Source organism: Corynebacterium crudilactis (assembly GCF_001643015.1).
GTDB classification, from domain to species: Bacteria; Actinomycetota; Actinomycetes; order Mycobacteriales; family Mycobacteriaceae; genus Corynebacterium; species Corynebacterium crudilactis.
This window is the reverse complement of record NZ_CP015622.1, coordinates 956,253-977,795: the sequence shown is the minus strand read 5'-3', so window position 1 is coordinate 977,795 and position 21,543 is coordinate 956,253. Positions and strand designations below refer to the sequence as shown.

20 protein-coding genes are annotated in these 21,543 nt (G+C 52.3%); 7 read left to right on the top strand and 13 right to left on the bottom strand.

The genetic code is table 11. From position 1 onward, the window contains the following. The first annotated feature begins 24 nt into the window (after positions 1-24). Positions 25-639, top strand: a complete 615-nt coding sequence (gene pth, locus ccrud_RS04625) for an aminoacyl-tRNA hydrolase (RefSeq protein ID WP_066565068.1) — start codon at positions 25-27, stop codon at positions 637-639. On the opposite strand, the gene urtE is transcribed toward pth, so the two are convergent. The 5 genes from urtE to urtA are packed head-to-tail and all read right to left on the bottom strand — an operon-like array spanning position 636 to position 5,323. Then, positions 636-1,337 (bottom strand): urea ABC transporter ATP-binding subunit UrtE, encoded by a 702-nt coding sequence (urtE, locus tag ccrud_RS04620; protein WP_066565067.1) that lies wholly within the window; start codon positions 1,335-1,337, stop codon positions 636-638. The genes pth and urtE overlap by 4 nt on opposite strands. Before the next feature lie 7 nt (positions 1,338-1,344). Next, positions 1,345-2,073, bottom strand: a complete 729-nt coding sequence (gene urtD / locus ccrud_RS04615; RefSeq protein WP_066565066.1) for an urea ABC transporter ATP-binding protein UrtD — start codon at positions 2,071-2,073, stop codon at positions 1,345-1,347. Further along, complete coding sequence (gene urtC, locus ccrud_RS04610; RefSeq protein WP_003856682.1) at positions 2,070-3,158, bottom strand: urea ABC transporter permease subunit UrtC; 1,089 nt, start codon at positions 3,156-3,158, stop codon at positions 2,070-2,072. The genes urtD and urtC overlap by 4 nt, the downstream gene beginning before the upstream one ends. Next, positions 3,155-4,039, bottom strand: a complete 885-nt coding sequence (gene urtB / locus ccrud_RS04605) for an urea ABC transporter permease subunit UrtB (RefSeq protein ID WP_066565065.1) — start codon at positions 4,037-4,039, stop codon at positions 3,155-3,157. Before urtB ends, urtC begins: the two co-directional genes overlap by 4 nt. 12 nt (positions 4,040-4,051) lie before the next feature. Beyond that, positions 4,052-5,323 carry an urea ABC transporter substrate-binding protein gene (urtA, locus tag ccrud_RS04600; RefSeq protein ID WP_066565064.1) on the bottom strand — a complete coding sequence of 424 codons (1,272 nt, stop codon included), beginning with the start codon at positions 5,321-5,323 and terminating at the stop codon, positions 4,052-4,054. A gap of 228 nt (positions 5,324-5,551) precedes the next feature. Between urtA and ccrud_RS04595 the strand changes: the two genes are divergently transcribed. Continuing rightward, entirely contained in the window at positions 5,552-7,201 is a 1,650-nt protein-coding gene (locus ccrud_RS04595; RefSeq protein ID WP_066565063.1) for a peptide chain release factor 3, read from the top strand. A 192-nt stretch (positions 7,202-7,393) separates the two neighbouring features. Here ccrud_RS04595 and ccrud_RS04590 read toward each other — a convergent pair whose 3' ends face one another. Next, on the bottom strand, positions 7,394-9,025 hold the full coding sequence (locus tag ccrud_RS04590; protein WP_066565062.1) for an HNH endonuclease signature motif containing protein: 1,632 nt from the start codon (positions 9,023-9,025) through the stop codon (positions 7,394-7,396). A gap of 295 nt (positions 9,026-9,320) precedes the next feature. Between ccrud_RS04590 and ccrud_RS04585 the strand changes: the two genes are divergently transcribed. Further along, a complete protein-coding gene (locus ccrud_RS04585; RefSeq protein WP_066565061.1) occupies positions 9,321-9,836 on the top strand; it encodes a DUF2199 domain-containing protein in 516 nt (171 codons plus the stop codon). 7 nt (positions 9,837-9,843) lie between these two features. On the opposite strand, the gene ccrud_RS04580 is transcribed toward ccrud_RS04585, so the two are convergent. Together ccrud_RS04580 and rraA are read right to left on the bottom strand one after the other, a co-directional pair. Then, positions 9,844-10,494: a hypothetical protein gene (locus tag ccrud_RS04580; RefSeq protein WP_211271317.1), complete on the bottom strand. Its 651-nt coding sequence runs from the start codon at positions 10,492-10,494 to the stop codon at positions 9,844-9,846. Positions 10,495-10,622: 128 nt separating this feature from the next. Next, complete coding sequence (gene rraA, locus ccrud_RS04575; protein ID WP_074025586.1) at positions 10,623-11,129, bottom strand: ribonuclease E activity regulator RraA; 507 nt, start codon at positions 11,127-11,129, stop codon at positions 10,623-10,625. Positions 11,130-11,379: 250 nt separating this feature from the next. Between rraA and ccrud_RS04570 the strand changes: the two genes are divergently transcribed. Both ccrud_RS04570 and ccrud_RS04565 read left to right on the top strand, forming a co-directional pair. Further along, on the top strand, positions 11,380-13,764 hold the full coding sequence (locus ccrud_RS04570; protein WP_066565059.1) for an MMPL family transporter: 2,385 nt from the start codon (positions 11,380-11,382) through the stop codon (positions 13,762-13,764). After that, a complete protein-coding gene (locus ccrud_RS04565; protein WP_066565058.1) occupies positions 13,742-14,323 on the top strand; it encodes a TetR family transcriptional regulator in 582 nt (193 codons plus the stop codon). Before ccrud_RS04570 ends, ccrud_RS04565 begins: the two co-directional genes overlap by 23 nt. Positions 14,324-14,397: 74 nt before the next feature. Here ccrud_RS04565 and ccrud_RS04560 read toward each other — a convergent pair whose 3' ends face one another. Next, entirely contained in the window at positions 14,398-15,846 is a 1,449-nt protein-coding gene (locus ccrud_RS04560) for an alpha/beta hydrolase (RefSeq protein ID WP_066569525.1), read from the bottom strand. Positions 15,847-15,973: 127 nt separating this feature from the next. Here ccrud_RS04560 and ccrud_RS04555 point away from each other — a divergent pair, with 127 nt between their 5' ends. After that, positions 15,974-17,170 carry a DUF6882 domain-containing protein gene (locus ccrud_RS04555; protein WP_066565057.1) on the top strand — a complete coding sequence of 399 codons (1,197 nt, stop codon included), beginning with the start codon at positions 15,974-15,976 and terminating at the stop codon, positions 17,168-17,170. On the opposite strand, the gene ccrud_RS04550 is transcribed toward ccrud_RS04555, so the two are convergent. After that, a complete protein-coding gene (locus ccrud_RS04550; protein ID WP_066565056.1) occupies positions 17,167-17,889 on the bottom strand; it encodes a hypothetical protein in 723 nt (240 codons plus the stop codon). The two genes, ccrud_RS04555 and ccrud_RS04550, sit on opposite strands and share 4 nt — an antisense overlap. A gap of 85 nt (positions 17,890-17,974) precedes the next feature. Continuing rightward, positions 17,975-18,997: an enoyl-CoA hydratase/isomerase family protein gene (locus ccrud_RS04545; protein ID WP_066565055.1), complete on the bottom strand. Its 1,023-nt coding sequence runs from the start codon at positions 18,995-18,997 to the stop codon at positions 17,975-17,977. A 103-nt stretch (positions 18,998-19,100) separates the two neighbouring features. On the opposite strand from ccrud_RS04545, the gene ccrud_RS04540 reads away from it, so the two are divergent. Beyond that, positions 19,101-19,898 (top strand): Cof-type HAD-IIB family hydrolase, encoded by a 798-nt coding sequence (locus ccrud_RS04540; RefSeq protein WP_066565054.1) that lies wholly within the window; start codon positions 19,101-19,103, stop codon positions 19,896-19,898. A gap of 282 nt (positions 19,899-20,180) precedes the next feature. On the opposite strand, the gene ppk2 is transcribed toward ccrud_RS04540, so the two are convergent. Both ppk2 and ccrud_RS04530 read right to left on the bottom strand, forming a co-directional pair. Then, the gene (gene ppk2, locus ccrud_RS04535; RefSeq protein WP_066565053.1) at positions 20,181-21,083 is read right to left on the bottom strand and encodes a polyphosphate kinase 2; all 903 of its coding nucleotides are present in this window, start codon (positions 21,081-21,083) and stop codon (positions 20,181-20,183) included. 123 nt (positions 21,084-21,206) lie between these two features. Further along, a complete protein-coding gene (locus ccrud_RS04530; RefSeq protein ID WP_066565052.1) occupies positions 21,207-21,530 on the bottom strand; it encodes a putative quinol monooxygenase in 324 nt (107 codons plus the stop codon). Positions 21,531-21,543: the final 13 nt, after the last annotated feature.

Genomic DNA, 21,543 nt, shown 5'->3' with positions numbered 1-21,543 from the left:
CATCCTAGGCGCGCCTGCCATAGGATGACTTCCGTGAGTTTTTTGTCTAAAATCCAAGCACTGTTTGCCCCCAAGCCTGAACTTCCCGCCGCCAAATGGCTGGTCGTGGGCCTGGGCAACCCCGGCGCCAAGTACGAATCCACCCGGCACAACGTCGGTTACATGTGCCAAGACATGCTTATCGACGCCCACCAGCAGCAGCCCCTTACCCCCGCCACGGGCTACAAGGCCCTAACAACGCAGCTCGCACCAGGGGTGCTCGCCGTTCGATCCACCACTTTTATGAACCACTCCGGCCAAGGTGTCGCGCCGATCGCCGCAGCGTTGGGTATCCCGGCAGAGCGCATCATCGTGATCCACGACGAGCTCGATCTGCCCGCTGGAAAAGTACGCCTGAAAAAGGGCGGAAACGAAAACGGTCACAACGGCCTGAAATCCCTCACGGAAGAACTTGGCACCAGAGATTACCTGCGGGTTCGCATCGGAATTTCACGACCTCCAGCAGGGATGGCCGTGCCCGACTATGTTTTAGAACCAGTCGATCACGACCAGCCAGGCATTGAGCTGGCCGCCGAGGCAGTGGATTTGCTGCTGGCCGAAGGACTATCCGCTGCCCAAAACACCATTCACAGCCGCTAAATTGCCAAGGATTCTCGCACCTTATTCTGCTTCTCCGCGGTAGTTTCAGCGCCTTGCCCCGATTCCACTATCTGGCCACGCGCCACAATGGCGTAGCTTGTTGCAGCATCCAATGCAAAACCAATGTTTTGCTCCACCAGGACAATGCTCATGCCGTCCTTAGCCAAATCGATGATGGTCTGCTGAATTTCAGCGACCACCGAAGGTTGAATACCCTCGGTGGGTTCGTCGAGAAGCAACAGCTTTGGCGCCGTGATCAGCGCGCGGGCGATGGCAAGCTGCTGACGCTGACCACCCGACAACAGGCCGGCTTGGCGGTCCAGCACCTGGGTCAGCGCCGGAAAGCGATCAAGCGCCTCCGCGATGCGTGCCTTGCCCACACGACCCTGCAGATCCGCCACCACCTGCAAATTTTCCATGCAACTAAGCTGCGTAAAAGACTGCTGGCCCTGCGGCACATAAGCCATCCCGCGCTTTACTCGCTCATGCGTGGACAACGAGGTGACATCCTGTCCAAAAAGTTTGACCGTTCCCGAAGTCGGCTTAATCAGGCCCACTGCGGTTCGCAGCAATGTAGATTTACCAGCGCCATTGTGGCCAAGGATCGACAGGATGCCGTTGCTGCTCGTGAAGATTGAAAGAGAATGAAGTACCTGCGTGCGGCCATAACCTGCACACAAATTAGTGATTTCCAACATGACTAACTCACTTCCCTGCCGTACCTAAATAAATGGACTGCACATCCGGATTCGCCTGAATCTCATCGACCGACCCCTCACACAAGATCGTGCCGCGATTCATCACAGTGACGCGAGTGGCAAAACGACGCATGAACTCCATATCGTGCTCCACCACCAACACCACCCGTCCCCGCGCAACCCTCTGCAAAAGCTCACCCGTTGCGACACGCTCCTCCTCACTCATGCCCGCCACCGGCTCATCAAGCATGAGCACCTGCGCATCCTGCACCAGCAACATTGAAATTTCCAGCCACTGTTTCTGCCCATGCGACAAGGTTCCCGCCTGAGCATTCACCAGATCAGCAAGACCCGTGACCTCCAGGGCGTGTTCAATTCGGGGATCAATCCGATGACGCACCCCGAGAAGTGCCCGCAACGGACGATGAATCCCGCACGCAATATCCAGATTCTGCAACACAGACAATTCTTCAAACACGCTGGCGGTCTGAAACGTTCGCCCCACACCCATCCGAGCAATGCGGTGCACAGGGGTTCCTAGAATCTCAGTGCCATCCAACTGCACTGATCCCTGCCCCGGCGCCAACCCGCTGATCGCGTCAATGCAGGTGGTTTTACCTGCACCGTTGGCACCGATGAGGAAGTGGACGTCACCGGGCAGCACCTGAAAACTAATCTCATTCACGGCGATGAACGACCCGAAAGCGACTTTGAGGTTGGTGATTTTAAGGCTCATGAGGTGGCCTTTCTGGCCTTCCTGGCTTTATTTTTGAGCGCGGAAAGTTTAATTGAAGCAATTCCGCCCGGCAGCAACACGATCACGAGAACCAGGATCGCACCCTGGAAATAGGACCACATGCTGGGGAAAGTTTGAGCAAGTGTGGATTCCACCCAGCCCAGCACCAGCGCGCCAACTACGGGACCGAATAGGGATGCCCTGCCACCAGCGGCGACGGCGATCACGAACACGATTGATGGCACCACGCCGATTTCTGCGGGTGAAATGATGCCCACGATCGGCACGAACAGCGCTCCGGCGATTCCGGCAATCATCGCAGCAATGACATATGCGGCGGTTTTGATCAATGCGGGATCATATCCGAGGAATCGGACGCGTTCTTCTGCATCTCTGGTGGCCACGAGCAGTTCTCCATAGCGGCTGCGCATGAGCCAATATGAGATAGCCACCAAAGCCAAGAGAACTCCCACTGCGGTGAAGTAAAACATGATGCGGTTGATGGGGTCGTAGACGGCAAAACCCATGAACGATCGAAATCCGGAAAGACCATTGGAACCTCCAAGGGAATCTTGTTGTCCGACCAGCAACACCACGACAGCTGCGGCGAGCGCTTGGTTCACGATGGCAAAGTAGGCGCCTTTGATGCGTCGTTTGAAAATGGAGAAGCCGAGCACAAAAGCCACGATGCCGGGAAGCGCCACAACTGCGATGAGTGCGACTGCCGGGTTGGCAAAAATGGACCACCATTGCGGAACTGTAGTCCCAAAAATCTGCGAATCGCTGTACAGCATATGCATGGCCATGATGTACGCGCCGATGCCAAAGAACACGCCCTGCCCCAGCGTGAGCATGCCGCCTCTGCCCCACGCCAGCCCGATGCCGACTGCGACGATCGCATAACACACCAAGCGCGACATCAACGTCAGCTGGAATGTGGATAAAAAGAGCGGGGCGCACAGCAATACCGCAGCAAGCGCGGCCAGGCCCAACGCCGCAGTGCGCAGCGTGGGAGCATTTACGACGCTAAGTTTCGGCGTAGTTTTCTTCTTTGCGGGCTTCTTCAGCTTGAGTTGAGTGCTCATACGAGGCTCCTAGTTTGGGTTTGGAAGAGTCCTTGAGGCCTAAACTGCAGGAAGGCAACAACAGCGATGAGCACGATGAACTTCGCGATGCTCGCACCTGTCGTATATTCCACGAATGCTTGAGTAATTCCCAGCACGAAAGCCATGATCACAGCGCCCTTCACCCGGCCGATGCCACCGGCGGCAACAACAAGGAAGGCATCCACGATGTAGTTCTGACCGATGGTGGGGCCGGTCGCGCCAATCAATGTGATAGCTACCCCGGCGATTCCGGCAAGACCGGAGCCCACAAAGAACGTCATTCGGTCAGTAGCTCGGGTATCAATACCTGCGGTTTCCGCGAGGTCGCGGTTCAGAACCACGGCGCGGATGCGTCGGCCCCAGGCAGTGCGATTTAGGAACACAGCTAGTGCAGTCACTGATGCGATGGCCAGCGCCAGGATGAATAGTCGCGCGGTCGGCACCAAGACGCCTAGAACTTCGACGTTTCCGCGGAGAAATTCCGGTGCCCTGACATCCACTGCGGGAGCTCCGAAAATGTTTCGGGCCAGCTGCTGAAGAATCAAACCGACACCGAATGTGGCCAGCAGCGTGTCTAGTGGCCTGTGATAAAGATACTTCAGCAGGAATTGTTCGAGGAGAACTCCGAAAAGCCCACCGATAGTAAACGCCAGCGGAATGCTGATCAGTAGGGATAAACCGGCAGAACCGACGACCAGCTGCACCACATATGCGGTGTATGCGCCGACCATGATGAACTCTCCGTGCGCCATATTAATAACGCCCATCTGTCCAAAGGTCAGTGACAATCCCACTGCGACCAATAGAAGGACCGATCCAACTGAAAGCCCGGCTACGAGCTGATTGAGCAAAATGTCCATGATTTTTATCTCTTAGGAAGTCGCAGCGGTGGTCTTGGCCCAGTCATAGGAAGACAGGTATGGGTCCGGATCAACTGGGGAATCGGTTTCCCAAATGGTGTCGATCAATCCATCCGGGCGGATTCGACCGATGCGCGGTGTTTTGGAGATGTGGTGGTTATCGCCGTCAACCACCACGGTTCCTTCTGGTGCATCAAAAGTGGTTCCGTCGGCGGCTGCTTGAATTGCGGCGACATCAAAGGAATCGGCCTTCTCTACCATTTCTTTCCAGAGGTAGAGGCTAGTGTAAGCAGCTTCCATCGGGTCAGAGGTCACTTTGTCCTGGCCGTAGAGGTCCTTGAAATTCTCCACGAAGGTCTCGTTTTCTGGGGTGTCAATGGTTTGGTAGTAGTCCCACGCCACCAGCTGGCCCTCAATATTTGCGGTGCCGATGCCTCCGACTTCTTCTTCCGCAATGGATACTGACATCACCGGAAGGGTGTCTGCATTGAAGCCGAGGCTGTTGTACTGGCGGAAGAACGCCACGTTGGAATCGCCATTCAAAGTGTTAAACACGGCATCTGCGTTGGAATCACGCATGCGGTTGGCGATGGTGGTGAAGTCGGTGGATCCCAACGGCGCGTAGTCTTCGCCGACGATTTCCATACCATTGGCTTCGGCGTAGTCCTTGATGATGGAATTTGCAGTGCGTGGGAAAACATAATCGGAACCGACAAGGAAAAGGCGGTTCAGGCCGTTTTCACGCAGGTAATCAAGAGCCGGGATGATCTGCTGGTTGGTGGTGGCGCCGGTATAGAAAATATTCGGCGAGGATTCCATGCCCTCGTACTGCACCGGGTAGAACAGCAGGGAGTTATTGCCCTCAAAGACGGGAAGCATTGCTTTGCGGGAGGCGGAGGTCCATCCACCAAACACGGCTGCAACGCATTCCTGCTGGATGAGGCGCTGGGAGCGCTCGGCGAAGGTGGCGGGTTCACTGGCGCCGTCTTCTTCAGAGATCTCCAACTGCTTGCCCAAAACGCCGCCGGCTGCGTTGATTTCATCGGCTGCCATGTGCAGGGATTGGTTCACCGTGGTTTCAGAGATAGCCATCGTGCCGGACAGGGAGTTGATGAAGCCGATTTTGATGGTGTCGCCGGATGTATCCACACAGGAAGCTGCGGTGTTGCTCGCGGTTCCATCTGCGGAGGTTGCATCCACTGCGCGGGTGCATGATGCCAGGGCAAAAGCCATCGCGGTGACTGCGGTGACGGTGAATGCTTGTTTAACGATTGGACGGGACATGAATACCTCCGAAGTTAAGGTTTCTATAGCTCTATAGTTTTTAGAGTTTCTGTCAGCCTATAGGTAATTGTTTTTGAGCTTAAATGTAGTGACGTGTCTTACATTTCAGCCACCCCCGAATTAAGGGAAGTGGCAAAAAACGTCGACAAGCAGGCAACGCCGGCGTACAACTTCGCTGAGCTGGGGCGACTATGGCCCAGCGCCCACAACCCGCTATTCTTAATACCCATGAGCAACGCCAATCCCGACACCACCGCCGCCGAGGCACATCGCCGCAGAACATTCGCCGTAATCGCACACCCCGACGCCGGTAAATCCACCCTCACCGAGGCATTGGCGCTGCATGCACACATCATCTCCGAAGCCGGCGCCACCCACGGCAAAGCAGGCCGCAAAGCCACCGTTTCCGACTGGATGGAAATGGAAAAAGACCGCGGCATCTCCATCGCCTCCTCCGCACTCCAATTCGAGTACGCACCAGAAGGCCACGAAGGCGAACCCTTCATGATCAACCTCGTGGACACCCCAGGCCACGCCGACTTCTCCGAAGACACCTACCGCGTCCTCATGGCTGTCGACGCAGCAGTCATGCTTATCGACGCCGCCAAAGGCCTCGAACCCCAAACCCTCCAGCTCTTCCGCGTCTGCAAAGCCCGCGGCCTGCCAATCATCACCGTGATCAACAAATGGGACCGCGTCGGCCGCACCCCACTCGAGCTCGTCGACGAAATCGTCAAAGAAATCGAACTCCAACCGACCCCACTGTTCTGGCCAGTTGGTGAAGCCGGCGACTTCCGCGGCCTAGCCCGCATCAACAACGACGGCGAAGCCGACGAATACATCCACTTCACCCGCACCGCCGGTGGTTCCACCATCGCACCAGAAGATTTCTACACCCCTGAAGAAGCCGCTGCTCGCGAAGGTGACGTCTGGGAAAACGCAACAGAAGAAGCCGAACTTCTTGCTGCCGATGGCGCAGTCCACGACCAGGAACTCTTCCTCAACTGCACCACTTCCCCACTCATCTTCGCCTCTGCCATGCTGAACTTCGGCGTCCACCAAATCCTGGATACCCTGTGCCAACTCGCACCAGCTCCAGCCGGACGCAACGCCGATCCAAAGGCACTCGAAGCAGCAACCTCCGCAATGGATGACCACCGCGACACCACCGATGACTTCTCCGGAGTTGTCTTCAAGGTGCAAGCCGGCATGGATAAAAACCACCGCGACACCCTAGCATTCATGCGCGTTGTCTCCGGTGAATTCGACCGTGGCATGCAGATCACACACTCTCAATCAGGCCGTAGCTTCTCCACCAAATACGCCCTGACTGTCTTCGGCCGTACCCGCTCCACCGTGGAAACCGCCTTCCCTGGCGATATCGTTGGCCTCGTGAACGCTGGTTCCCTCGCCCCAGGCGACACCATCTTCGAAGGCCGCAAAGTCCAGTACGCACCAATGCCAAAATTCGCACCAGAACACTTCCGCATCCTGCGCGCCAAGTCCCTGGGCAAATACAAACAATTCCGCAAGGCTCTGGAGCAGCTGGATTCCGAAGGCGTTGTCCAGATCCTCAAAAACGATATTCGTGGCGATGCTAACCCAGTCATGGCTGCAGTCGGACCAATGCAGTTCGAAGTCATGCAAGCCCGCATGGAAGTCGAATACAACGTGGAAACCATCGCCGATCCAATTCCATACTCCGTGGCACGCCGTACCACTGCGGAATCCGCTTCAGAACTAGCAAAGCAGCGTGGCGTAGAAATCTTCACCCGCACCGATGGCGAGCTAATTGCTCTGTTCAGTGATAAGTGGCGCCTGTCCTTCATCGAGAAGGAACACCCAGATTTCGTACTGGATTCTTTGGTAGCTGAGTAGTTTTCTAGACTGTTCGGCTGCTTGAGTTGGTAGCCGAAGAGCTGTTTACTTGTCGACGTCAGGTTCCTGGTGGCTCTGGCGGGCCAGTTCACTGGTGTGCCGCTGTGTGCATGGGTGTGTGCCCGGTATCGGATACACCGGGGCAACTGACAACAGGCACAACAGCATTTCGAAGGTAGACATGAGGCGTGGCTAGAACAGCCGATCATCATCAGCCAGACTCGGTTCAGATCTCAGTGGCCCATGCAGTGGTGGGCTGGATGTATCCGGCGGTTTTGGTGGTGGTTGATTTGGCGGTCCGTGGTGTTTGTGTCTCGCCCACGCACCACCCGATGCATCAGCGGCCGCCGAGCGATTAAACACCGGACCATTATCCCCACCGGGTGGATAATGCCCTACTCGACCAGTCACAGGATCACGATCCATAAATCCCTTGCCATTGACTCCACTGCGCGTGTCATCATTGCGCGGATGATGGTTAAAACACTGCTGCGTCAGGTTGACTAGGTTGGTTAGCCCACCTCGAATCCAGGGATCAAGATGATGGATCTCGCACTCTAACTGAGGTCTGTCACAGTTCGGTGCAGAACACACTAGTTCTGAGGCGAACACGGCGATGCGTTGGGTCAGGTTCGCATTGCGTTGCATTCGGTGGACATTAAGTGGCTGCCCGGTAGCCCCGTCCAGTAATACAGCGAAGTCGTATTTCGCGGCGATGAGGTTCATGATCTCTGCTAGGTTCAAGGAGTAGCCGGTGTTGGTGGGGTAGAGCGTGTTCAACGGGCTGGTATCACCTTTACGAGAGTCATCACTGTGGTTGATGTCATCAATATCATCAGTGGTCATGGAGATGATAATGCTGGCTGTGCCTCCGCGTGCTGGGGTGACAATGCCGTGGTTGTAGGTGTCCATGATGTGGTGCAGTGCATCGGCGTAGCGTTGCCCTCGGTTACGGGTGTCATCACTTGCGGGGATATCGACCAGGTCACCACGTTTGGTCAGCGGTGCAGTGTTCGCAGTGATTAGTGCTGCGGTGCTTGCTGGGATGAGTCCGTGGATGCGGACCATGTTGTTGGCATCGGGTTTGCTCAGGGCGAGGTAGCGTTTGCCCATGGCGGTGATGGGGTTGGGGTAGACAGTGTTGGCTGTGGTGATTTGGTGGCGCAGCCAGGTGCGGAGGTCTTCTGGGGTGCGCCAGATGGCTTGGCCCAGCGCTTGGTCGCGTAGGTCCTTATAACTGGGTGTGGTGTTGGGGTTGAGGTGTGTGAGTTCGTCGGTGATGATGGCGTGTTTTTCGGCGCTGATATGTGCTCCACCGGGGTGAGTGGGCTCAGGAGTACCAGCGCCACCAGAAGTTCCAGGTTCAGACCCTGATGCAGGCTCCTGTCCGGGTTCAGCTTCGGGTTCTGGGTCGGGGTCATCATCACCCGAGTCATCATCATTTGAGCTACCGTCAGGTCCGCCATTTGACTTATCACCGTTACTGCCAGGGCTAGGCGTGGTCGGTTTGGGATAGAGGGAGTGTGCGAGGGTGATGCGGTGGTGGGCGCGTGCTTTGGAGAGACCGAAGGTGGTGGTGAGGTAGTCGATGAGGTGTGTGGAACCGATAGTGTGGGCGGCATTGGTTCGCTCTGCCAGGGCAGCAGCTTGGGCTGCGATGGTGGCGTGGTGATTGATGGCTTTTTCGAGGGCGATGAGGTCGGGTTCGAGTGCTGTGTACTCGGCAGGGGTGACCGCAGCGGGACCAGCGAGCATGCCGGTGAGGCGGTTATCGATGGCATGGAGTGCTGCGGTGAGTTCCTGAACGTGTGTAGTGATACTCATAGTGCCTCCCCCCCCTTTTTTTCCGTTTCAGTCCCCGTGTTGTCACCACCCACACTACTCGCTCACACATTCGAATACAAGGGTGTTATTAAAACACTTACTCGATAGTAGGTCAGGTCAGAGTTACGCCCAATACTCCCCCAAATCCTTCCAATCTGCCAGGTCAAGCAGAGTTATCCACAGGTATTCCATTCGTCAAAATAGTTGTCCACAACATCAGCCGCCCCAAAAACACCATTCCCCCTATTTCCTCCTAACCTATGGGTGTCTCAGACTCTAAATTTAAGGAGAAATCATGAAACCTGGCCATTTTCACTGCGAACACTGTGGCGTTGCACATTTCGGAGCACCTGCCCTCAATCTGAAACTCCCCGATCCGATAATTGAGGCACAAGCGTGTGGTTATCGAGTTTCTACAGGATCATCAGTGTGCCAAATCCTCTATCCCAAGCCGAAACGCCATTTCATCAAATCAAATATTGAAATCTCCATTGATGCGGGCAGGAAAAAACTTGACTATGGAGGCTGGGTAGAAGTTACGCATTCTGATCTGATCACATATCTGAATTATCGGAATCACATGAGAAAAGTTCGCATACCTGGACTTCTAGCTAGTAAATTTCCTGGCCTCGAGGATGCTTATGGAACACCAGTTTTACTAACAGTGAAACACGAAGATATGCACCCACATTTTCAGCCACTCGAAGAGGAAACAACCATATTTCAGGACTATACAAACGGCATCTCTTCGAAAGAGGCCGATTTAAGGATCAATAGTTGGATGCTCGCAACGCATGGACATTTCCACTAATAGAGACTTATAGAAGCGTGCTAATACCGATAATGCACAAAATTACAGCGACGAGGTAGCCAGACCACTTCGTCACTTTTTCTTTATTTTCCCCAATTAGTTCAAACAACCGGCCAACTGGGCTTTCCGGATATCTACGAACCATCCCTACCAGGAAGGCAACAATAATCGGCAAGCTCAGTGCCAAGGTCGCGTACACAACCAATCCGCCATAGCTAATGACAGGACCAAAATTTCCAATGCTCAGGTAGCCCAGTCCAGCAAAAAACGGGACTGACGTTGCAGACTGCACAATTCCCAAGATCAAACCAGCTCCGACAGTTTTCCAGCTGGGGTTTTTCACAGGAGTGAGAAAGCCATCTATTTTTCGAGTTCCACCATCAGACTTAGATAGCAGCGTTGCCAGAAATGAAACCACGCCCGTTGCAATCAAGATGATGCCAAACCAAATTGAATGCAAAAAGGATTGCACGACATCTTCAACGCCATCAAAAATAAGCATGACGAAGATACTGAGTATGAAAACACCCAACCAATCGCCCGCGATCAAAAGCGTGGCGATTCGACTGAATTTTCCATTCCTGGGCAATAACGCTGCAATTGCAACAATAATGCCAATGAGCAGGACATTTACAGAGTCCAGTAATGCAAAACTCACGGCATGAAGCAATTGGAACACCTTTGATCGACAGCGATTTTCAAAATAAGCAAGGAACTACATATCAGGTTGCCTAGATATTTCGACATTACCCTTGCATGAAGAATCGGCCACAATCCCTAAATTCGTTACTGTTGCACGGGGGATTCCACAACAATAATTCCGTCAGAGTCTGCATAGGCATAATGTCCAGGAGTGAAATCAATGCCGCCGATCGTCACAACTACATCCCGCTCCCCCGCACCAGTCTTGGTAGATTTGCGTGGATTACTCCCTAACGCTTTACAGCCAAAGTCCATGGTTCCGATCACTGCAGAATCACGAATTGCACCGTTGACGATGACCCCAGACCATCCATGATCTTTTCCGAGCCCTGCAATTATGTCACCGACCAACGCGGTATGGATTGATCCTGCACCATCGATGACCAGCACTCCACCTTCACTATCTTCACTTAAAATGGATTTTAAAAGCGCATTGTCCTGAAAACATTTCACTGTCGTGATCGGACCATGGAAATCAATAAGCCCTCCAAAGTTTCGAAATTGACTATCGCAAGATTGTGCATCTTCACCGATAATGTCGACAAGATCTGCCGTGGCAATAAATTGTGGGAAATTTTGGGTCATGTCCACAGCATAGAACTCCACCAGTACGATTGTCCCGCTTTTGCAGGAAATTCAAGAGATGCGACCCACATGCTCACAGGATTATCGAGTTACTCACATTCAAACCCGCAAACTTCAAACTGCAGCTCCAAGAAAGTTAAACTTGCACACGTTGTGCAAAATTGCCCTCCATGTGAAAAATCTTCACTGCTTTTAGTTAAATACCTGAATTAGCAGTAGAGATTTGTCTTGTTTTATCAATCATTTAAGGACAATCGTGGCAAAGTTCCTCTACAAATTAGGCTCAACGGCCTATCAAAAGAAATGGCCGTTTCTTGCGGTCTGGCTTATTATCCTCATCGGAATAACTACACTGGCAGGTCTGTACTCCAAGCCAACTTCTAGTAGTTTCTCCATCCCTGGCCTAGATTCCGTCACCACGATGGAAAAGATGCAGGAACGATTCCCTGGTTCCGAAGATGCAACATCTACCCCTTCCGGTTCAGTTGTTATCCAGGCTCCAGAAGGTGCGACTCTCGCTGATTCTGACATTGCAGCTGAAGTCAACCAAATGCTCGAAGATATTAAAGCAACTGGTGTTCTGAAGGATCCCGAAACTCTCGTGGATCCAGTTATGGCATCCCAAGGGCTAACTGCACAGATGTCCCCCGCGCTCGAGGCTCAGGGTGTTCCTGCCGAGAAAATCGCAGCCGATATTGCTTCTGTCAGCCCACTAAGTGCTGATGAGACCACGGGCATTATCTCCATGACTTTTGATGTGAGCTCTGCCATGGATGTTTCTGCAGAAGATCGCGAAAAGGTCACTAATATTCTCGATGAATATGACGCTGGCGATCTCACAGTTGTTTATAACGGCAACGTCTTTGGCGCTGCTGCAACAAGCTTGAACATGACCTCGGAAGTTATCGGACTTCTTGTCGCAGCTGTTGTGCTCATTGTGACCTTTGGTTCTTTCATTGCAGCTGGTATGCCATTGATCTCTGCAATTATTGGTGTCGGCATCGGCATCATGGGTATTCAATTGGCCACTGCGTTTTCTGATTCGGTCAATGACATGACACCTGCACTGGCATCCATGATCGGTCTGGCAGTTGGCATCGACTACGCCCTGTTTATTGTGTCACGCTTCCGAAATGAGCTTATTTCCCAGACTGGTTCTAACGACCTAGAGCCTAAGGAGCTAGCTCAGCGACTGCGCACAATGCCGATGGCAACGCGTGCGCATGCAATGGGTATGGCTGTGGGTACTGCTGGTTCTGCGGTTGTTTTCGCAGGCACCACAGTGCTTATTGCGCTCGTGGCTCTGTCAATTATCAATATTCCATTCCTCACCGTGATGGCTATTGCTGCTGCAATTACCGTTGCAATTGCAGTTCTTGTTGCGTTGACCTTCCTGCCTGCACTTCTCGGGCTGCTCGGCACTCGTATCTTTGCTGCTCGTGCTCCTGGACCAAAGGTTCCGGACCCAGAGGATGAAAAGCCAACCATGGGTCTCAAGTGGGTCCGTTTGGTCCGCAAGATGCCGATTGCTTACCTGTTGGTGGGCGTCGTCTTGCTCGGTGCTATCGCAATTCCTGCGACCAATATGCGCCTTGCTATGCCGACGGACGGCACATCTGCCCTGGGTACTGCCCCACGCACGGCCTACGATATGACGGCGGATGCGTTCGGGCCAGGCCGCAATGCTCCTATGATTGCGCTTATCGACGCCACCGAGGTGCCGGAGCAGGAACGCCCGCTGGTCTACGGCCAAGCAGTAGAGCAGTTCTTGGGCACTGACGGTGTGCAGAACGCTCAGATCACGCAAACCACTGAAAACTTCGATACGGCACAGATTCTCATCACGCCTGAGTTTGATGCAATCGATGAGCGGACATCCGATACGTTGTCTTCCCTCCGCGCAGATGCTGCGTCTTTCGCTGATGAGACTGGTGCGACATACGGTATCACTGGTGTCACTCCAATTTACGATGACATTTCTGAGCGCCTCGGCGATGTACTTGTGCCTTATGTCCTTATTGTTTTGTTGCTAGCGTTCCTCGTTCTATTGCTCGTCTTCCGTTCCATTTGGGTGCCGCTTATTGCCGCTCTAGGCTTCGGTTTGTCTGTTCTCGCAACTTTCGGTGCCACAGTGGCCATCTTCCAAGAAGGCGCATTTGGCATCATCGAGGATCCTCAGCCATTGCTGTCCTTCCTCCCAATCATGCTCATTGGTTTGGTCTTCGGACTTGCCATGGACTACCAAATCTTCCTGGTCACACGCATGCGTGAAGGTTTCACAAAGGGTAAAACTGCTGGAAATGCAACCTCAAACGGCTTCAAACATGGCGCTCGTGTGGTCACAGCTGCCGCTTTGATCATGGTGTCCGTTTTTGCAGCATTCATGGCTCAAGACATGGCCTTCATTAAGACCATGGGCTTCGCCTTGGCAGTTGCTGTCTTCTTCGATGCTTTCTTTGTGCGCATGATGATTATTCCTGCAACGATGTTCTTGCTGGATGACAAAGCTTGGTGGCTACCTAAGTGGTTGGATAAGATTCTTCCAAACGTTGATGTCGAAGGTGAAGGTCTTAGCGATTTAGATGAGACTCGCACCCAGGAGCTGAAGGAAAAAGCTAGTGTCGGGGCTTCGAGAAACTAAGAAAGCAGCTACGCGAACAGCATTGTCCCGTGCTGCAGCACAAATTGCTTTAACGGATGGGCCAGAAGCTCTTACGGTTGCTACTGTTGCAGCGGCAGCCGGGGTTTCGGCTAGAACTTTCCATAACTACTTCCCGTCTAGGGAAGACGCGTTGTTTGAATTCATGAACATTCGTGTTCAGGAGCTCTCTGCGCAGTTAAACGAATTGCCACAAGATATTGATCACCGGGTTGCCATCGAAGAAATGGTGATCAATCATTTAAGAGAGGGCGACGATGAGCTGGATTCATTCAGCGCAATGTTTCGCATTGGGGAGATTTTAAGCACTCTCGGTGCCCCGTCCTGTGCGATCGATGCAGATGTGATCATTACTCCGATGCTCCAATTCCTCATGGATCGAGATCCGAATCTGGAAAAATTTGAAGCGATGGTGTTCATTCATTTGCATGCCGCTGCTATCGCGATCTCTTTGCAGACCTATTACAAGATGCCTGAGCCTCGTGATGTAGAAATTGCGGTTTCCATGGTTAAACGAGCCTGTCGCTTAATTAAGCTGTAGTTAATCAGGCTCTAGCAAAATAAAAATATGGTGTGTTTCAACTAAGCAATCAGTTGAAACACACCATATTTTTCTTATCCGTAGAAGCTACCAGCAGATTCACTGGAACCGGAGCTGCCTGCGATGAATTCACGCACGGCGCTGCTTCCGCTTCCGGTGCTGCCTGTCACGCTACCAACTACAGTACCGAGGCTCACATCAGAGGACAGCTCGGATGAGCTTTCACTTGAGGAGACCCCGTTGGGGTTATAGATCGGAATCGGTCCACCATCTAGGCCAAAGCCTTGCATCATCAAAGGATAGAAGCGGTGCAGGGCTTCATTCCAATAATCCCAAGCGTGAGTGCCAGTGGCTCGGAAATCATAGTTGATGGTATCGATGCCCTTTTGGTCCGTTGCAGCCTTGAGGTTGTGAGTGCAAGTATTGGACATTGCTTCGATTTCGAAACCAACGAGGACGCGGTTTTTGAAGGCGTCTTCATCGAGTGGGGCATTCTCACCGATAACATCGAGTTCAGAGAACACTCCTGAACCCGCAAAGATATAGAGGTTGTCCTGTTCACCGAGCTTTTCAGCATTGAGCAAAGGATCGTTGTAGCGAGAGTAGTCGCTGTCTACATCACCAAAAATTTGTTCTGGCACGACGTTGCCGTTGAATACGGTGGCGGCGATACCGCGACGTCCCATCCAAGAGTTGGTCTCTGCGCATCCGGAGAAGGAACCAACAGAGGAGTAAAAGTTAGGGTCGTGTGATGCCATGTTGAGAACAGAACCGCCGGACATGGACATACCCAGGATGCTGCGCTGTCCATCAGCACCGATTGCTGCTTCGAGTGGCTCAGGAAGTTCGTGCATGAGGAAGGTTTCCCACTGCTGCTTGCCTCCCATGTCTTCGCTTTCTCCCGCCCAGTCGGCGTAGAAGCTGTAGGCGCCAAGCATTGGCATGATGAGGTTGATGTTATTTTCGCTCGTCAACTCATCGAGGTCAGTGCGGGTAACCCAGTTTTCTCCGCCTTGTCCACCGTCACCGCCGCCTAGGGCATATACGGTTGGTCCTGGTACTGAATTGTCCTCAGGGACAACCCAGATCAGTGGAATGGTGCGTTCCATCGAAGGAGAATACGCGTTGATCTGGCGGATGCGGTCCCCATCTACGCCGACGAAACGCTCGAGGCGTGTGAGAACCTCTGGATTCATATCGATGGTTGCTTTAGGCAAGTTGTCTTTACCGTTTGGGTACCGTGGGTCGGTGTACTGCGGACGCCCAGAAGTCACGATTCCGGATGAAGCGGTTGCATCCGAAGAACCCCAGGAAGTTAGTTTGCTTCCAAAGTATGGAAGGTTTGATAGCCCTTCTGGACGATCTTTAATATCGTCGATCGGGTTGTATCGTTGATTTGGATCCATGCCGTAGTCATAAGCAGAATCTTGAGCCACTGCGATGCTGGTGCCAGTGAAGGCAGTTCCGAATCCAATTGAGCAAGCAACCGCAACCGTGAGGATGCTGGATATTCCTTTACGCACTGTTAACTCTTCCTGTTCGATATGCATAATTTTCCACATGCATATCTCCTATCGTCACAGATAAGTGAATTTGTAACAAGCTGCCCTAAAATCCCCAAAACTTTCCTCAATGAATATCCTTAGGGGTATGGAAATCCCGCGTCCCTCATCCCTGTTTGATGTAATCACCGATGGCATCTTGGGCCAAGCTTGTGTTGACCAGGCGTTTGCTGCCCAATTAGGGCGTGTTACTGGGGTGGAATTCAACCTTTCTGAAGACACCACCGCAGTCAACGTGCGCATTAATCGTGCCTCAGGAAGCCCTTTTGATACTGCGGGAGAAATTATCGCGTGGATCAATAATCAGGAATTCGAGTGGGTGAGCACGCGTGGACAAGACCTCGATATTGAAGTATTGCAGGGCACTCAGCCGCTCAGTGATGATCTCATCACGGCGGCTCGCACTCTCTACAACAATGCGCCGGCATTCATCGCTCCACTTGTCGATGGACGCAAGGCTTTAGTTGCGCTTCATCACATGCCACAACTTATCGACGTCCGCCACAGTCTCATCGAGGGGCTGCCGAATATGCTTCCCGGCACCGATTTTAAACGGGCGCTGAGCTCTTTTGCAGCATTCCGCGATCTGGGCATTCGCTTCGACAGCAATCGCATTGCTTTCAGCGACGGCACTTCCCTGTTGCTCCGCAACGATCGCGCAATCGAAATCGCAGGTGGTCTGAGCCTGCGCGATGTACGCGCGGATGCAGCGTTCATGTCCGCTGAGCACCAATTGCTTTTCGACGCTCTCTCCCCGTCGCACAACGTCACGTTTAATCCTCAGCTCAACACTGCAACTGTAGAAAATGAACACCAAGTGCGCGCCATTCCACTAGCGGTTATCGATGGATCCCGCTGGGTATGGACATGGTCTTTAAGAGAGCTCAATGGACAAGCAACCGAAGGTCTTGCCCGCTTTGGTTTCGATAATGGGTTATTACTTCTGACCAACGCTGAAATTACAGTCGAAGAAGCTCAATCCTTTGATTTAATTGATATCGCTAAACAGGTACTCAACATATGGACGCATGCGATCATCAGGCAAGAGGATGGTTCTGCGGTGGTGGTGTTGCTTGATCATCCACGCTTGCAGCTACCACCTGCTTCGCATCTGGCTGTGGAAGCGACCCTCTACCATCAGTTGTCTCGCGATATTGATGCTCGTCGTGCGGTGGTGTCCTATGCAGCGCACCGCAATGTGCCCTTTGATGGCTTCGCACTCACGGTGGATGGCAAGCATGTCAACGTGGAATTTGATGGCGATCGCATCACCAAAGTGCACTAGCTTTCCAGCAGTACCCAACCCACAATCGCAATCGCAGGCAAAACCATAACGGCGAGGAGCACCCACGCTCCCCCGCGTGCCATGTTGACAACGGTTGTGTATCCATCATCTAATTCAACAAAAATACGTTTATCAGAAGCATCGTGATAGATAATGCCCCATTTCAGTTCTGAATCATCTTCACCAACGGGAATGGCGCGATCGATAATCAGCTGACCACGCCGCAGAGAAACCATCAGTGTCCAGGCTAGGACTATGACGGCAATGACGTACGCGGCCATTTCAAAATTACTAGTCATACCTGGGCTATTCAGCCGCAGTGAAGAAATGCTCAAAATTGCTGCGAGGAAGAAACTGAACCAGCCAATGCAGCTTTGAATATTGTTCAGTGAAGCCCAGCGTCTTGCGATTTGGACGGCTGATGCTTCTGGATGATCTGCGGCAAGACTTTTCGACTGCTCAGAGATCAGCATTGAGATGCCCACCGAAATCACGAGGATCAGCACTGCTCCAGCGATCACTTTAGCGATTAAACTTTCCTGGCTCATGGGTGGCGCATAAGAACCACCCAACGCCACCAGCCCGCTGTTGACTCGTGCCGGCATGCTGTTTGGCATCAATGTCAGCATCGTGATTGCAGCAACCACGTCAAAGATGATGATCCCAACAATTCCCAGGTGCCATGCCCAGGGAACGGCGATCTTGCCTAGCGGCTTCACGGCCTACCCTTCCTCAAGCTTCATACAACACGACCCTATCCAACGAAAGGGCCATGCTTACGCTATCAAAAAGGTTGGCACTTTATTAACTGCGACGAAGCAAAGCCGCATAACGAGATTCATCAACCTCCTCAAAAGTGGCCGGTGAAAATGACGCCTGCCGGTCTTTATCCACTAAAACTGCTCGCACGCCTTCTGCGAAATCCGGTTGGCGGATCATATAAAGCGACATCACCAATTCATTGTCCAGCCCTTCCCGAAGGGTGGTGGCTTCACTATTTGAATGCATGAGCTCTACAGTTGCAACAACCGACGCTGGGGCAGCCAAAAACATCAACTCACGAGTTTTAGAGACAAATGAAGTATCAGGGTGAGACCGGAGGGAAGCGTCGATAAGCTCCCAAGAGCTGTGCCCAAAGGTCTCCTCAATCTGGCTGGCAAGGCCGGCCAGCTCGCTGCTGCTTGTGGGTTGCGTAGCAAATTTTTCCAACGCCGCCGCCAAGGTGCCATTGAGGATTTCTGCGGTGAAATCCTCTAAGTTTTCAGAATCAATGACATGTGTAGCCACCCCTGCCCACAACATATCTGCAGGACTCATGCGCCATCCAGTAACCGCAAGGAAAGTAGCGATAGCCAGCGAAGATGCCCGCTGCCCAAAATAAGTAAAGCCCACATCAGGCACATAACCAATAGCCATCTCAGGCATTGAGGCAAAAGCTTTTTCCGTAATAACGCGATGCGAACCATGCATCGAAATTCCCAAACCACCACCCATGACCACACCATTGATGACAGAAATAATCGGCTTTGGGTAATTCCCCAACGCGTCATTCATCTCAAACTCTTCAGTGAAATAACGATCCCCCGCCGCAACATCCCCCGCCAGCACGCTTTCCCGCACCGCACGAACATCACCACCTGCGCAAAAACCACGATCCGACGTGGAATAAATAAGCACCTGTTCCACTCGATCATCATCAATCCACGAATCAAGTGCAGCCCGGACGATATCGATCATCTCTTGATTCAGAGAATTCAGCGCTTTGGGGCGATTGAGCTCAACCACTCCGGTGGAATGTTGAATGAAAGTATTAACTACATGAGACATGAAAACCAGTGTGGCACATCACAGCAATCTTGTGCGGGTGTTTAACAAACTTGCATATGACAGAATGGACGATCAAGACATAAACGGAAAGGAATCCACCTAAATGGACTTTCGCCTCGTCGCAACCGACATGGACGGCACTCTGCTCAATTCCCACCACGAAGTACCAGAGAAGTTTTGGGACCTCCTCGAACACATGCGCGCCAAAAACATTGCATTCGCACCAGCCAGTGGCCGACAGTTAGCCACACTGCAAAAGCAATTTGAGCGCGCCGGCGAACCTATTTCTTTCATTGCAGAAAACGGCACCGTGGTAGTCCACAATGGCGAAATCATCTCTCTGACCACCATTGATAGTGATATCGTGCACTCCATCATCGATACCGTACGTGCTTCAGATATCGATATGGGAGTTGTTGTCTGCCGCCCAGAATGCGCTTATGTAGAACGCAATGACGAAGCTTTCCGCACCGAGGGACTTAAATACTATGTCTCTTTGAAGGAAGTAACCGACCTCCACGAGGTAGTCAACGGCGAGGTTATCAAGGTCGCTATTTTCACCTTCCAGGACGCTGAAAAAGACTGCGCTCCCATCATTCGCGCAGCCTCACCCAACGCTAATGTTGTGGTATCCGGACAACACTGGGTTGATGTCATGGATCCTGCAGCAAATAAGGGGCAGGCATTAGCAAAACTTCGCGATGCCCTAGGGTTGGAAGAATCCGAGACTCTAGTGTTCGGTGATTACCTCAATGACACCGAATTAATCCAAGCTGCGGGCAAGTCTTATGCCATGTCTAATGCGCACCCAGATATTTTGGCCATCGCCGATGAGATCGCTCCTTCGAATAAAGAAGAAGGCGTGATTACTGTATTGGCAAAACTTCTCGGGTCGAATTAAAGCCTGTTTAACGGCACCAAATTCCCGAATGCCTATTTGTAGGGATGTCGCCCCGAAAGGCGCTTAAAAGCGATTTTAGAGGGGTACCTTTTCAGGCTTTATATAGTTTTATTCACCCGACCAGACAGGTATGCCCACGAAGCTGAAAAATCTACTCCGTGGGTCTCTGTGACCGGTTTCAAGGCTTCAATACCAAATGAGAGTGCCCACGAACCGCAAATTCGGAGTTCATGGGCACGCTGGTTTGGTTTCCCCGGCCTCTAGCAGCCGAGGGCGTCCAATCTACTTCTTGGACTTCTTTTTCTTCTTGTCTTTCTTATCCTTCTTGGCCTTAATGCGATCTTCTTCCAGATGCGCCGCGATATCTGGTACATAACGGAATTCATCACGAGGCGGACGCTGATAATCAGATTCAGAATCTGGACGCTCCGGGATCTCTGGCAATGCGCGGTCGATTTTCTCATAAGGAATCGTCGACAACAGATGTGAGATCACGTTGATGCGAGAACGCTTCTTGTCTTCAGATTCCACGGTATACCATGGCGCTGAAGGGATATCGGTGTGGATAAACATCTCGTCTTTGGCGCGAGAATAATCTTCCCACTTAGTGATGGACTGCAAATCCATTGGAGAGAGCTTCCAACGACGCAACGGATCGCTCAAACGATCTTCAAAGCGCTCAATCTGCTCATCATCGGATACAGAGAACCAGTATTTGCGCAGGTGAATACCATCTTCTACAAGAAGGCGCTCAAAGATAGGCGCCTGGTGAAGGAATCGACGGTACTCCTGCGAGGTGCAAAAGCCCATGACGCGTTCCACGCCTGCACGGTTGTACCAGGAGCGGTCAAAAATGACGATTTCGCCCGCGGTAGGAAGTTTTTCAATATAACGCTGGAAGTACCACTGCCCTTTTTCCCTTGAGCTTGGGGTGGGCAGCGCTTCGATCCGTGCGGATCGTGGGTTGAGATACTGGGTAATGCGCTTGATGGCAGAACCTTTACCAGCGGCATCGCGGCCTTCCATGACGATGACCACGCGGGCACCGGTTTCTACAACCCACTGCTGCAAATCAACAAGTTCGGCTTGAAGCCTTTTTAATTCTTTTTCATAAGCTTTTTTATCCAACTTTGGCGGGTTCTTCCGGAAATCTGGAAGGTCTTTGTCTGCAGTTTTCTTTCCCATGATTTAAGCGTACAAGGTCTATGGGCTTGGATTATCTAAAATTTCTAATTTCTTTTGACCTTGTGCAGACAAAAAGCTTTGCTGCCTGGAAAATTTCCGAGCAGCAAAGCCAGTTGGGCTGGATTAGTAGACGGTGAAATCGCTGAAGCGTTCCCATCCCTTTTTCTTGGCAAACTCACTCTGAATAATCTGCGGAGTTTGTTGCAACAACGGCGGAAGAGTTTCTTGAGCGCGCAGATAATGCTCGCTCTTAATATGTTCCTTCGCGCCATCATCTGTCCATACGCCGATTACTAGGTATTCACCCGGATAATCAGTGTTGCGGAACCAATCAAAATACAGGCAGCCTTCCTCTGTCCTGGTTGACTCAGTGAATTTATCGACTGTGTAGCGGAAAGTATCCACGTACTTGGCCTTGGGCTTGAAGCGAATATTGACGATATGCATACTTCAAGCTTAC

What these genes read in the sequence shown, in the direction of transcription:
- pth (WP_066565068.1), top strand. Translation starts at nt 25, where the DNA reads ATGACTTCCGTGAGTTTTTTGTCTAAAATCCAAGCACTGTTTGCCCCC.
- urtE (WP_066565067.1), bottom strand. Translation starts at nt 1,337, where the DNA reads ATGTTGGAAATCACTAATTTGTGTGCAGGTTATGGCCGCACGCAGGTA.
- urtD (WP_066565066.1), bottom strand. Translation starts at nt 2,073, where the DNA reads ATGAGCCTTAAAATCACCAACCTCAAAGTCGCTTTCGGGTCGTTCATC.
- urtC (WP_003856682.1), bottom strand. Translation starts at nt 3,158, where the DNA reads ATGAGCACTCAACTCAAGCTGAAGAAGCCCGCAAAGAAGAAAACTACG.
- urtB (WP_066565065.1), bottom strand. Translation starts at nt 4,039, where the DNA reads ATGGACATTTTGCTCAATCAGCTCGTAGCCGGGCTTTCAGTTGGATCG.
- urtA (WP_066565064.1), bottom strand. Translation starts at nt 5,323, where the DNA reads ATGTCCCGTCCAATCGTTAAACAAGCATTCACCGTCACCGCAGTCACC.
- ccrud_RS04595 (WP_066565063.1), top strand. Translation starts at nt 5,552, where the DNA reads ATGAGCAACGCCAATCCCGACACCACCGCCGCCGAGGCACATCGCCGC.
- ccrud_RS04590 (WP_066565062.1), bottom strand. Translation starts at nt 9,025, where the DNA reads ATGAGTATCACTACACACGTTCAGGAACTCACCGCAGCACTCCATGCC.
- ccrud_RS04585 (WP_066565061.1), top strand. Translation starts at nt 9,321, where the DNA reads ATGAAACCTGGCCATTTTCACTGCGAACACTGTGGCGTTGCACATTTC.
- ccrud_RS04555 (WP_066565057.1), top strand. Translation starts at nt 15,974, where the DNA reads ATGGAAATCCCGCGTCCCTCATCCCTGTTTGATGTAATCACCGATGGC.
- ccrud_RS04545 (WP_066565055.1), bottom strand. Translation starts at nt 18,997, where the DNA reads ATGTCTCATGTAGTTAATACTTTCATTCAACATTCCACCGGAGTGGTT.
- ccrud_RS04540 (WP_066565054.1), top strand. Translation starts at nt 19,101, where the DNA reads ATGGACTTTCGCCTCGTCGCAACCGACATGGACGGCACTCTGCTCAAT.
- ppk2 (WP_066565053.1), bottom strand. Translation starts at nt 21,083, where the DNA reads ATGGGAAAGAAAACTGCAGACAAAGACCTTCCAGATTTCCGGAAGAAC.
- ccrud_RS04530 (WP_066565052.1), bottom strand. Translation starts at nt 21,530, where the DNA reads ATGCATATCGTCAATATTCGCTTCAAGCCCAAGGCCAAGTACGTGGAT.